Here is a 12,025-nt window from a genome sequence, read left to right on the forward strand (position 1 = left end):
TCCTTCGCGGCGTCACGTGTTACAGGGAGCAGCATTGACCGCCAGCGGCCGCCATCATGACCCCGGCCTTCGCGCAGAATACCCCGGAGCAGGCGGGTAACAACGTGCCTGCTCCCTTGCGTGATCCGAAAGAAGGCTACCCAACGCCGCCGTTCAGCGAACAATCCCAGCCTTGGCCTGGACTCGCCAGCAAGATGACACCAAAGCCCGACCACGGGGAAACCAGTTATCAGGGAAACAATCGACTTGCCGGGCGCAAGGCCCTGATCACTGGGGGCGATTCCGGCATCGGTCGGGCCGTGGCTATTGCCTTTGCCCGTGAAGGTGCGGACGTCGCCATTTGCTATCTTCCGGCTGAAGAGCCCGATGCTCAGGAAGTTGTGCAATTGATACAAAAGGCCGGTCGCAAGGCGGTGTCAATTCCTGGCGATATCCGGGAAGAATCCTTCTGTCGCGAACTGGTTGAGAAAGCTGTCACCGGTCTTGGCGGACTGGACATTCTGGTGAACAACGCGGGACGGCAGCAAAGCCATGATTCGATTCTTGACATTACCACCGAGCAGTTCGACTGGACGCTGAAAACCAACCTTTACGGCTTGTTCTGGATTACCAAGGCGGCCATCCCTCATATGCCTGCCGGTTCTGCCATCATTAACACGGCATCGGTCAACGCTTATGACCCCTCAATCAATCTGCTCGACTACTCTATCACCAAGGCGGGCATTGCCAACTTCAGCAAAGGCTTATCCAAGCAAATGATCGAGCGCGGTATTCGAGTCAATGCCGTAGCGCCGGGGCCATTTTGGACACCACTACAAGTCAGTGGCGGACAAACCATGGAGAAGCTCAGGGATTTCGGCAGCGACACGCCGATGAAGCGTCCGGGCCAGCCGGTGGAAATCGCGCCAATCTATGTGCAACTTGCCGCAACCGAGTCCAGTTACATCACCGGACAAGTATTCGGCGCATCCGGGGGGCGAGGGCAGCCGTAAAATGAGCGCCGGCCGGTGCTTTTTCGAAAAACGTTTTTCATGACGTGTGAGCCTATTGGAGTTGCCACTGGCCTCCGCTCGTCTCACAGTCAATTCTTGCCTGGGCCAGGTTTTCAATACCGTAATAATACGTAATGATCTGTGAGCCTTCAGGGATGTTGGCTGAAGTACTGTTTTTGTCTTTGCTCATGGACTGCGGGTTGGATAGGGTCTCTTGGGTTAATGTGCCTTTACAACTAGCCGCAAAACCACTGTCGCAAGCTGCTATTTTAGTCTTCTGAGTACTCAAAGTGCCTTTGCTGTCATTGCTGCACGACCAGTCAATCGAGCCTGCAGGCATCCCTCTAAATTCATAACAGGTTCGGGATGCAATCACCGGAACGGCGGAGTTATTCGTATGGGTCTGTACGTTGCACGCCTCTGCCATCACGAGGGTAGAATTTATACATCCCGTCATAAGAAGCAAAATTGCGGATCGCATGATCTTTCTCCCAGTCGTAGCACCTGATGCTTCTGCCAGTGTTGCCAAGTCGTTCTTAAACCTTTGATTCTTCCAGCGAGTTGTCGTTCCTTCAGACTTGAAGTGCGATGAGCGCATATGCGCTGGCATGAACGAGATGTTGCTGAGTATGAAACATCAAAACCCTATCGCCGTTGCTGGGGCCGCTGCGAACCTATCAGCGACGCAGCAACGACGGTTAGGTTCCATCGGCATGTCGAATGCAGATTGGATCTAGCGTCCAAGCGGTGGAACAGGACAAATGGGCCTGAAGCGTCTCTTGCAACAAGATTGACGATTAGTCGAAGCTGCACATGAACTCCAGTGGTGTTCACCTCTCGCATCTGATTTCAACCTAGCGTCTATTCGTTTTTCTGGTGCGCTGCAAATTGCCCCTAAGGCTAGATCGCTTAGGTTCAATCGCAGGCTGATGCGTCGTTCATCATTCCATTGGAACTCCCCATAACGGTACGCCGTCAGCTGAAATGAGGGGGGCTGCGGGTAATCGTGCGAACCCTGATGACGCTTTTTTCATTCAGAAGGCGAGGGACGACATGAATACTTCAGACAGCATCACTGGTAGTCACCCAGATAAACCCAACCTCGGAGGGCGTGAGGAAAAGCTTGAAGATTTAAAGGAAAACGTAACTGAGGCGCTGAGTGGCGCAAGGCAGCAGGCCGATGTGCAGTTTGGTGAATATCGAGATACGGCCGCAGATCAGATCGAGGCATTGGCCAAGGGGGCGAAATCAATTGTTTCCGAATTAGAAAGCAAAGACACGCTTGGCATGTCCGACTACCTCGCGGATATGGCGAAGTCCATGAGCGGCCTGGCCGGAAATTTGCGTGGAAAAAGTGCGGAACAATTATTTCATGACGGAGCCGACCTCGCACGAAGCAATCCGACATTGTTCATTGCCGGCAGCATTGCGCTGGGCTTTGGTCTGTCGCGCTTCCTGAAAGCCGGGAATTCATCTGCAACGACATACGCCGATGAGCACGACCCAGGAGCAGGCAACTCAATGCCCCCATCAGGTGGCTTTGGAGCTCAAAGGCCATATGAAACTTCCGTTCCATCACGTACCGATCAAGGCTCACGTTTGGCCAGTGACGTCACTCCAGCCTCGCCAAATACGCAAGTCCTCCCTTCGGACATCACGACGAACTCGACACCCGGTTCAACATCCGCCAAAGGAGCACTGTGATGAACAGAGAAGATCCAGATCTACCTGGAGTTAGACCGATGCCCGTACCTGACACTGAGGTTTCGGTCGTCGGGCTGCTACGTCAGCTATCCCGCGAAGTTCCCGCCCTATTCACTAAGGAACTTGCTTTGGCCAAGGCTGAACTTCAAGTAAGCATCATGACGCTCAAAGCGGGAATTGCTGCTGTCGCGAGCGGTGCGATTGTGCTGCTCGCGGGGTTCATAATCTTGTTGATGTCCGCCGTCTATGGCTTGAGCATCGTTATGGCCCCGTGGTTGGCCGCACTAATTGTTGGTGTCGTAGTTATGATCGTAGGGTTCGCCATGCTGCAGTCCGGGAAAAAGCAATTCGAGCCGTCCCACCTTAAGCCTGATCGCACGCTGGAAGCTTTGAACAAAGATAAGGAAGCGCTGCGGAGGAAAGTATCATGAATAATGAATTCGAAACCGAGTCGCAGAAAAGCCCCGAGGTCATCGAGCGTGAAATCGATGCGCAACGCGCGAGCATTGGCAATATCGTTGATGCACTTGAAAGCAAATTCACCCCGGGTCAGGTGTTCGATCAGGCGTTGTCCTTCATGCAGAGCAACGGCACAACGTTTCTGACCAACCTAGGAACCAGCGTTCGTAATAACCCCGTTCCTGCGGTGGTAACGTCGGTTGGAATATTATGGTTGATGATGAGTCAGAATCGTCCACCAACCCCCCGCCCTACCTATCACGTCGATCCGGCTCAAGACAAAGTCGGGGAATGGGCTGATGACCTAGCTGACGGCATAGACCACGCGCGTGACCACTTTCATAAAACAGCGGAGACGCTGAAAGAGGGCTACCAGGCCGCCAAAGGCAAGGCTGCGGATTTGAGCGACAATTTGGGAACGGCTTCTGAAAATATCAGTCATGCCGTTCACGGTGCAAGTGACCGATTAGTACGCAGTACACAAGTTGTGAGTAATCAAATCAGCCAGTTGCTCAAGGAGCAGCCGCTGATGGTTGCGGCTGCGGGTATTGCATTAGGGGCAATGTTGGGTGCGGCATTGCCCTCTACTGCGACCGAGCAACGCTACATGGGCAAGTCCAGCGCAGGTCTGGCCGACAAGGTAAAACAGCATGCACGGGAAGGATTTGAAACGGTACGCGATACGGTGACTAAAACGACGGATCACTCGGATATGACACCGCAAGGGAAGCACCGCACAGCATCCGATTCGCCAGCGGATCTATCTGGGGGCTTAGGTACTTCGTAAAGGTTAATGAAAGACGGGCGGTCTGGCATTGATCTCCCGTCTTGCATCCTGTCAATATATTCGGCTATGCAAATCCTGCGGGTGTAATACAGCAATTAGGCTCGCTCGATCGTCAACCCTCCAGGCTCAATCGCACCGGCACCGATTTTGAAGCTGGCACCTTACTACGTTTTGCATGGTGCCAGAGCGGCACGAGCGGATTGCATTCTGGGTGGTAAGGGGCGGCGCAGCCTTCAGGGATCTCCCGAACGGCCCTACCTGACACTTCACCTCACGTTCAATGGCGGTGGCCAGCAGCACGCGCTCGCCGACTTCGAACCCCAATCGCACGATGTCGTTGCGAAACCGTGCCGACCGGTACGCCGATGCTCTTCTGCAGACCCAGGGATGTGCTTTCGTGGCACAAGTTTGAACGGTCAGGCAAAAATGTTGGTGCCATAGGCCCTGGCGAACAACTGATACATGAGTGAGGTTTCGAGAGAGGCGCGCCCTGAGGCATAAAACACTACGCTGTCGGGCTCCAGCGACAAGGTTCAGGCGGGCAGCAGTCAAACGAAGCTGCTCGTAAGTCTTGCGGCGGTCAAGGAAAACAGCGCGCGGAGACGGTTTTTCCAAAGATGAAGAAAATGCCCCTGAGATGGGGAAGTAAGTTGGCCAGGCTGCGGGTGGTCAACAAGCTAGCGATGCTAACCAGTCGATCAGCGAGGGCAGGGCAGTGGAAGCGGTGGTAACGTTGCCGAGGACAGGGAAAAGGCCTCCGAAGCGGGACGAAACGGAAGTGAGCATTGGCACGGTGGCGGGCGTAAGTCCCCATGTCGGTTGCTTCGCATCAAGCCCCAGAGAGGGGGCTTGATCAAAAAGTTGGACATGAATTCATGGGTCAGTTGCCGATCAATCTGCTCGCCCATCTCACGCTCTCCAGAGCACTTCACGTGGCCAAGGCTGTGGCGCGATCATCGCTCTCTGGCAATTCAATCGAGTTACCGCCAGGCGTCAGGATGACTTTTCGGCAATCTTCTTCCTTCTTGTCAAAGACCTTGTATCCCTCAGCGGCCTGTTCCAGCGACATCCTATGGCTAATGATGACCTCGGGTGAAAGGCGACCGGTCTCGATATGCTCGAGTAGCTCGGGCAGATAACGTTGAACATGCGTCTGTCCCATCTTGAAGGTGAGCCCTTTATCGAAGGCGTCGCCGAACAGGAAGCCATGGATAAAACCGGAGTACACCCCTGGAACACTGACCACTCCACCTCGTCTTACCGCCGCAATGCATTGGCGTAACGCTTTACCGCTACTGCCTTCAAGTTTTAGCGTGGCAAGTACCGTCTCTGTGGTGCTGCCTTTTGCTTCAAAACCGACCGCATCTACTACACCGTCAACGCCACGCATGCCTTTGGTTAGGCGAATGATCGTGTCTGCAGGATCATCGTCTTTATCGAAATTAATCGGGATGACGCCATAGGTTTTCTCAGCATAAGCCAAGCGATAGGGATAGTGGTCGACCATGAAATCTGGTCTGCCCCAAGCATCCTTGCGCAAGCAGCACTCAGCCCACAGGCCCAGCGCCGTAGATAGCGATGCTCGAGCCGTTTCCAATTTCGGTATTCGTCACCGCTTGATACGCGGTTGGCAGAATATCCGAGAGGAACAATACCTTCTCGTCCGAAAGCGTTCCCGGCACTTTAAAAGGCCCGATGTTGGCCTTGGGCACCCCGTACGTACTCTGCTTGCCCGCCCGGTATGCCGCCATACATGTGGCTGAAACCGAAAAGCGCCGCGCCTGGCGGAATTGCTTTTTTGTTCATGATTGCGCCACGGTCGGTGTTAGTGGTTTCACACGCAGCGAACAAATCCATTTTGCAAAAGAAGCAACTCCCGCATGCTATGACGAATGGGATCACCACCCGGTCACCGGGTTGAACGGCTGTGACGGCTGAACCTGTTTCCTCGACGATGCCCATAAACTCATGACCGAAGATGTCCCCATGCTCCACAGGCGGAATTTTTCCACGATAAAGATGGAGGTCAGATCCGCATAAGCGCAGTGCGGCTTCGCCGCACCGAACACCGCAATCACTCTGGCCAATGCGGTCTCGGTACCGGCGCGCATATCCATGGGTTCGGTGGCGAGCCAGATGGCATCGACGCGGATCACTGGGTAAGCTCACGGATAAAACGGGCACATCCGACAGGGTCTGTAGGTGGCCACTTCACAGTGAGTTTTTGCTGACCGAAAGGAACCTCGACGCTGACGGACATTTGCTGATCGAGCTGTGGCGGGGATGGTAGTTTCATCGGAACAAAAGCGGGCAACGCCGGCTCCTGAAGATCTCGATAAGCAGGTATCCACTTTCAAACCAGATTGGCATTGATGCCGTGGCGCAGGGCTACGCTGGCCATCGATACGCCAGGTTGCAGGCATTCCTGGACGATCTGGGCGTTAAAAGGTTTGGGATAAGAGGTTCTTTGGCGCATGGCGATCCTGATGATAAGGGCGATGGTGTCCACGTATTTTTAAGTGGAGAACATCGCCCTTATTGCAGGGATCGGGTAGGTGACTTCGCCGGCCGGTTACGTAGGAGTTAATTAAGAAGCGACTGCAGCGAGTAGCTACTCCGACACCGGGGCCTTGGCTGGGTCTTTGCTCATGGTGCCTTTCTTCTCGGTGCCTTTAGTCAAATTGTCTTTGTTCACGGTGCCGTTCTTCTTCATGGCACCTTTTTTGGACATGTTCATGTCGTCTTTGGTCGGGGCGGCTGCCTTCGCGGGATCGTTAGGCAAATTGTCTTGCGCCCCACTGTTTTGGCTGATGCTGTTTTTCTTCATCATGTCTTTGGACATGGTGCTTGTGCCCATGGGATTGACGCCGTTGGTCTCGGCCGCGAAGGCGCTGCCAACAGCACCCAACCCCATGCACATGGACAATACAAATACAGATAATTTTTTCACGAGAATTCACCTTTGATCGTTAGTTTGGAGAGCCTTACAGCGGTTGGCTGCAAGCCCTTGGTTACCTGCTAACTGGCTCCTGTTTGAGCGCTCGCGGTAACGAAGTCCTCACGCATACTTCGATTAAATGTGATGACTCGTCATCCACTTATACGGTCAGATCGTTTAGGCCTTCAAAGATTCAGAATATGATCGGTCTGGTGAATCGTATCCGTCCGGCGAAGTCATCTACTCACCCCCGCAAAGCCAAGACAGTAAGCGTCCGCCCAACACACCTTGCGTCAGCTAGGAAGGTAGAGGACACGCCCGCGAATCTGGTACATCGCTCTCCAAACGAAGTAAAGAGAGCCTCCTTAGAGAGGCGCGTGGCCGAAATATCCCGGGCGGTCAACGATGACGAAGGCAGAGCTTGTTGCCGCACTGGAAAAACTGATTGAGCCATAATCCTGCCCCGCATCGATTGATAAGGGGCTGGGTTGCTGGTCGAGTTTTTGTAGACAAAAAATTTTGCGGCGTTACCTGCCAACGGCTTCACCTTCGCAAAAAGCTTAACGCTCCGAAGTTCGGTGCAACTCTTCAATGGTTTCGATTAGATCGTCATAGGACACCGGTTTGCCTATGTGCTGGTCGAACCCAGCTGCTTTAGATTTCTCAATGTCGCTGTGGGCGCCATAGCCAGTCAAAGCGATCGCTGGCACGTTTTTCGCCAAAGGCAATTTGCGTACCGCGATCATCAAGTCGTGGCCGTTCATAATCGGCATCCCGAGGTCGGAGATGATCAGGTCGAAACGGTTATCCTCGGCAGCTTTGAGCGCCTCCAGCGGATTAGCGAAGGCCATGACCTGTGCGTCTTCCATTTCCAGCAGCAATTTCATGGTTTCGAGCACTTCCGGCGAATCGTCCACCAACAAGATACTCAAGCCACTCAGCTTTCCTGACAGAGGCTTACTGGCAGGTTCCTGAGCGACTTCGTGCTCCCCGCTGGCGAGCGGCAGACAGATGCTAAAGGTACAACCTGCGCCGAGCCCTGGCGAAGTTACCTGTACGGAGCCGTGCTGCGCCTCGGTCAATTGCCGCACGAGCGACAGGCCAATGCCCAGGCCTTCGCGTTGATGATGAACGTGCTGCTTTTCCGCTTGACCGAACATATCGAAAACATTCTCAAGGTTTTCAATAGCAATGCCTGCTCCGTTATCCTTGATATCCAGCCGGGCCATCTGGCCATTCCTACTGGCAATCAGTTGAATGCGCCCACTGGCCGGAGTGAATTTCAGCGCATTGTTCATTAGGTTCCAAATGATCTGTTCCACACGCGTCGGATCAGCGTAAACGATTAGCGGTTCAGCAGGCAGTTGCAGATCAACTTGGGTCTGGTGTTGTTCATTAAGCACCACCGTGTGGATATCGCGCAGCACGCCAGACAGGTCGACGCGTGACGGTTGCAACTTGAGCTTGCCGGTTCGTACCCGAGCTACGTCCAGCAAATCGTCGATAATCCGTGCCTGGCTGTTGACCGCGTCGCATATGGTGCTCACCGCTTTGGCCGCTGAACTGGACGTCCGGGTGATCGGCAGGCGGCGAAGCATTTCGGCATTGAGCTGGATCAGGTTCAGCGGATGTTTGAGCTCATGGGACATGACGGCAAAAAACTCATCCTTCAAGGAAATCGTATTGCGCGTCTGCTTCAGTTCCTGACTTTGTTTTTCCTGCTCTTGCTTATGTCCGGTCATGTCGCGAGCAATTTTTACGTAACCCTGCAGGTGATCGCCGCTGAGCAGAGTAACTTCGCCACTGCAGTAAAACAGGCTGCCATCCTTGCGCATATGCCAGCGTTCGTCTTCCGCGCGCCCTTGCGCCCGGGCAGTCGTCAGTTCAACGTTCGGCGCTCCATTGGCACGATCCTCGGGTGAAAAAATGAATTCGTAATGGGCACCCTCGGCTTCGGCCTTGCTGTAGCCGAAAATCAGTTCAGCGCCCTTGTTCCAACTGGTGATCACACCCTGTTCATCAAGGGTAATGATGGCGTAGTCGTGGGTGCTTTCGGCCACCAAACGCATGCGCTCCTCGCCTAGGCGAAGCTCCTCTTCGGCAGCGCGACGCTTGGAAATGTCGATGAAGGTCAGCACAGTGCCATCGATGTGGTCTTCGCTGGAGCGATACGGCAGTAACCTTGCGATGTACCAGCGATTGGTGTTGGTGCTAACTTCACGCTCGATCATGTTCAATGAATCAAACACCTGCGCCGCATCGCTCGCCAGATCGGCATAGTCCAGACGATGGGTAATGTCGAGCAGTGAGCGGCCGGTATCCACTGGAAGCATGTTGAAAATGTCAGTAGCTCGGGGGGTGAACCAGCGAATGCGCATGCTGCGGTCGACAAATACCGTGGCGATGTCGGTGGAAGCGATCAGGTTGGTGAGGTAGTCGTTGACCTTATCGGTTTCTTCGACCTTGGTCTTGAGTTCGAAATTAACCGTCAGCAGTTCCTCATTGATCGACTGTAGTTCTTCTTTACTGGTTTCGAGCTCTTCGGTGGCCGAACGCAGCTCTTCATTGATCGCCTGCATTTCTTCGTTGGAGGCTTTGAGCTCTTCGCTGGAGACTTCCGACTGCTCGATAGTGTCTTGCAGGTGCAGCTTGGTGCGTTGCAGTTCGCGTTCAAGATTTGACAACACCTGGCTTTCAGTTTGGAGCTGGGTGATAGCCGCTTCGGCGGCGTCGATTTCGTTTTCTTCGAAAATCACCAGGACATAGTCACCGTCGGAGTGCTCGTCCTTGTAGGGTTGCGCGACCATGTCGACCCGCAGAAGTTGGTCTCCGCGCTTGATTGACACTTCGCGGGACTTCACCGTCAAACCGCTTTGCTGTACCTGGAACAGCGTGGTGCGGATTTCCAGGCGCAGCTCCGGCAGGATCAATGTCAGCAAGTTTCGCGACAGCTCACCGCCGACATGCCTCAGGAAGCGTCCGGCTCTTTCGCTCATATGAAGGATGTCTGCACTAGCGTCGACAATCATGCTTGGCGGCGCTGAACGCTCGATAGCGCGCCGATGAAGATCGGCGAACGATGTTTTGCGCTGCTCGCTGCCTTTCGTTTCCGGGTGCGATACGCTGCTACTGATACTTCGCGCATAACCACCACGCGGCATGGTAGGGGTGCGACGGCTGCTGGCGGTGCCGCTCTTGGCGCGGAAGATCCGATTGCGTTTGTCCACCGGGGCGAACAGCTCACTACAGGCGTCGGCGCTCTCGGAAGAACCGAGAAACAGGAAGCCGCCGTGCCGCAAGGCAAAGTGGAACATCTGTAAAATTTCGCGCTGCACTTCACGATCCAGATAGATCAGTAAATTGCGGCAGACAATCAGATCGATCTGCGAGAAGGGTGGATCTGACAGCAAGCTGTGCTTAGCGAACAGCACCTTCTCGCGGATTTCCTTTCTAATCCGGTAGTGCTCATCTTCTTTGATAAAATAGTGGCGCAATCGTGTCGGTGGCACGTCGGTGACGATGGCTTGAGGATACAGGCCCGCGCGACCTACGCTTATGGCTCGTTCATCGATGTCAGTGGCAAACAACTGCAGTTTGACTTTGCTGCCCTTAATTTGCAGCTGATCATCGAGCAGGATCGCCAGGCTATAGGCCTCTTCGCCGGTGGAGCATCCCGCAGACCAAATGCGCAGCTCTTCCTTCGCCGGCTGCGACGCCGCCACCGCATCCACCAGATGCGGCAGCACATCGCGCTCCAACGCTTCAAAGGCTTCGCGATCGCGAAAGAAGTTAGTCACCCCAATCAGCATATCCTCCAGAAGCGCCTTGGCTTCCTCGGGAGTGTCCTGCAAATGCAGGTAATACCTCGCCAGGTCGGGCTGGGCAGTGACCTGCATGCGCCGTTCAATTCGGCGCAGTACCGTGGCGCGTTTGTAGTGCTTGAAATCGTGACCAGTACGGGTGCGTAGATGAATCAAGATGTCGTGTAGACGCTGCTCGGCCATAGCCCCTTCCTCCTCGGAAGAGGGCGCCAAGGTTTTCAGCTCCGAATCGTTGGCGCTGGGCAGCGTGATATTTTGGGAATTGCGCCATAGCTCCAGAAGTTTCTGCGGTATGTCCACCACCGGCAGAACCAGGTCGACCATTCGCGTTTCAATGGCGGCGCGGGGCATACCGTCGAATTCGGCGTCCTCCGGCGATTGTACGAGGGTAATGCCGCCTTGTTCTTTGATGCGAGATAAACCCACCGCGCCGTCCGAGCCGCTTCCAGAAAGCACCACACAAAAGGCGCGTTCGCGGTGAACGTCAGCGAGATCGCGAAAGAACAAATCGATGGCAGTGTGCCGAGCAAGCGTCGAAACAGCAGGGCTGATATTGAGGTAGCCGTCGTTCATCGCCAGCTGCTGGGCCGGCGAAATGACATAGATGTGGTTCTTTTGAATCGGCACGGTCTGTGTGACTTGCAGAACCGGCATCTTGGTCGATTCTTGGATGATCTTGTCGGCAATACTTTGATGATCTGGCGACAGGTGCAAAATAATCACGAACGCCATGCCGGTGTCCTGCGGCATATTTTCAAAAAACAGCTTAATCGCCTGCAAACCGCCGGCAGAGGCACCTATGCCCACCACCCCAAAATCCAGGTGGGACGGGAGCTTCTTGGGCGCGGTGTCGGATTCGTATGTCGGCGTGGTCATGGTGCAAGTCTTCTTGTAGGCGACGTCCTGACGCCGCGCATTCACTGAGGCCCGCTGTGCCAATCAAGGTCACGCTGGGCTTATATCGTTATCAGAGGAGCATACCGCACGAAATGCAACGCCGCAGCAGAGGCGGGGCGGGTACGCATTTAGCGAGGGAGGGAAAGGCCCAATAATTGCGGCTCAGTCCGCTAAGCATAGTCGATCAAAAGGCTTGCTGAAATTCGGAGGGGATATTCCCAAGTTTCGAAGTCGAATGGATGACTTCATTGGCCGCTACTCTGGCGGGTGCCGATTTGCAAAGGAAGGCCATTTTGAAAGAAAAACGTTTCAGCTCGAGCGTCTATTCTTGGCCGCAAAAACCTTGTGTGGTAGCAAAAAAATAACGCATAGACTGAGTTTTGCTGAACTAATCTGAGGGTATTTTACTCTCTCAATGTGAAGGGTC

General features: G+C 54.3%; 7 protein-coding genes and 2 pseudogenes. 4 read left to right on the forward strand and 5 right to left on the reverse strand.

Annotated elements, in window-relative coordinates; all coding sequences use genetic code 11:
* The first annotated feature begins 56 nt into the window (after positions 1 to 56).
* The 4 genes from ACF0H7_RS15930 (at position 57) to ACF0H7_RS15945 (ending at position 3,942) form a co-directional block, all read left to right on the forward strand.
* Complete coding sequence (locus ACF0H7_RS15930; protein ID WP_397453677.1) at positions 57 to 992, forward strand: SDR family oxidoreductase; 936 nt, start codon at positions 57 to 59, stop codon at positions 990 to 992.
* A 1,053-nt stretch (positions 993 to 2,045) separates the two neighbouring features.
* Entirely contained in the window at positions 2,046 to 2,696 is a 651-nt protein-coding gene (locus ACF0H7_RS15935) for a hypothetical protein (protein ID WP_397453678.1), read from the forward strand.
* Positions 2,696 to 3,127: a phage holin family protein gene (locus ACF0H7_RS15940; RefSeq protein ID WP_397453679.1), complete on the forward strand. Its 432-nt coding sequence runs from the start codon at positions 2,696 to 2,698 to the stop codon at positions 3,125 to 3,127. Before ACF0H7_RS15935 ends, ACF0H7_RS15940 begins: the two co-directional genes overlap by 1 nt.
* Positions 3,124 to 3,942 (forward strand): DUF3618 domain-containing protein, encoded by an 819-nt coding sequence (locus ACF0H7_RS15945; protein ID WP_397453680.1) that lies wholly within the window; start codon positions 3,124 to 3,126, stop codon positions 3,940 to 3,942. Before ACF0H7_RS15940 ends, ACF0H7_RS15945 begins: the two co-directional genes overlap by 4 nt.
* A 340-nt stretch (positions 3,943 to 4,282) precedes the next feature.
* Here the strand turns inward: ACF0H7_RS15945 and ACF0H7_RS15950 are convergent.
* From ACF0H7_RS15950 to ACF0H7_RS15970, 5 genes and pseudogenes are all read right to left on the reverse strand, one after another.
* Positions 4,283 to 4,469, reverse strand: a pseudogene (locus ACF0H7_RS15950) (hypothetical protein); the annotation flags it as partial.
* A gap of 401 nt (positions 4,470 to 4,870) precedes the next feature.
* Positions 4,871 to 5,991, reverse strand: a pseudogene (locus ACF0H7_RS15955) (zinc-dependent alcohol dehydrogenase); the annotation flags it as partial.
* Positions 5,992 to 6,295: 304 nt separating this feature from the next.
* Positions 6,296 to 6,418 (reverse strand): transposase, encoded by a 123-nt coding sequence (locus tag ACF0H7_RS15960; protein WP_397453681.1) that lies wholly within the window; start codon positions 6,416 to 6,418, stop codon positions 6,296 to 6,298.
* 135 nt (positions 6,419 to 6,553) lie between these two features.
* Positions 6,554 to 6,892, reverse strand: a complete 339-nt coding sequence (locus ACF0H7_RS15965) for a hypothetical protein (protein ID WP_397453682.1) — start codon at positions 6,890 to 6,892, stop codon at positions 6,554 to 6,556.
* 548 nt (positions 6,893 to 7,440) lie between these two features.
* Positions 7,441 to 11,577 carry a CheR family methyltransferase gene (locus tag ACF0H7_RS15970; protein ID WP_397453683.1) on the reverse strand — a complete coding sequence of 1,379 codons (4,137 nt, stop codon included), beginning with the start codon at positions 11,575 to 11,577 and terminating at the stop codon, positions 7,441 to 7,443.
* Positions 11,578 to 12,025: the final 448 nt, after the last annotated feature.

Source organism: Pseudomonas sp. NA-150, assembly GCF_044336365.1.
GTDB lineage: Bacteria > Pseudomonadota > Gammaproteobacteria > Pseudomonadales > Pseudomonadaceae > Aquipseudomonas.

Excerpts from the sequence above, each read along its gene's own strand:
- ACF0H7_RS15930 (WP_397453677.1), top strand. The coding sequence starts at position 57 with ATGACCCCGGCCTTCGCGCAGAATACCCCGGAGCAGGCGGGTAACAAC.
- ACF0H7_RS15935 (WP_397453678.1), top strand. The coding sequence starts at position 2,046 with ATGAATACTTCAGACAGCATCACTGGTAGTCACCCAGATAAACCCAAC.
- ACF0H7_RS15940 (WP_397453679.1), top strand. The coding sequence starts at position 2,696 with ATGAACAGAGAAGATCCAGATCTACCTGGAGTTAGACCGATGCCCGTA.
- ACF0H7_RS15945 (WP_397453680.1), top strand. The coding sequence starts at position 3,124 with ATGAATAATGAATTCGAAACCGAGTCGCAGAAAAGCCCCGAGGTCATC.
- ACF0H7_RS15960 (WP_397453681.1), bottom strand. The coding sequence starts at position 6,418 with ATGCGCCAAAGAACCTCTTATCCCAAACCTTTTAACGCCCAGATCGTC.
- ACF0H7_RS15970 (WP_397453683.1), bottom strand. The coding sequence starts at position 11,577 with ATGACCACGCCGACATACGAATCCGACACCGCGCCCAAGAAGCTCCCG.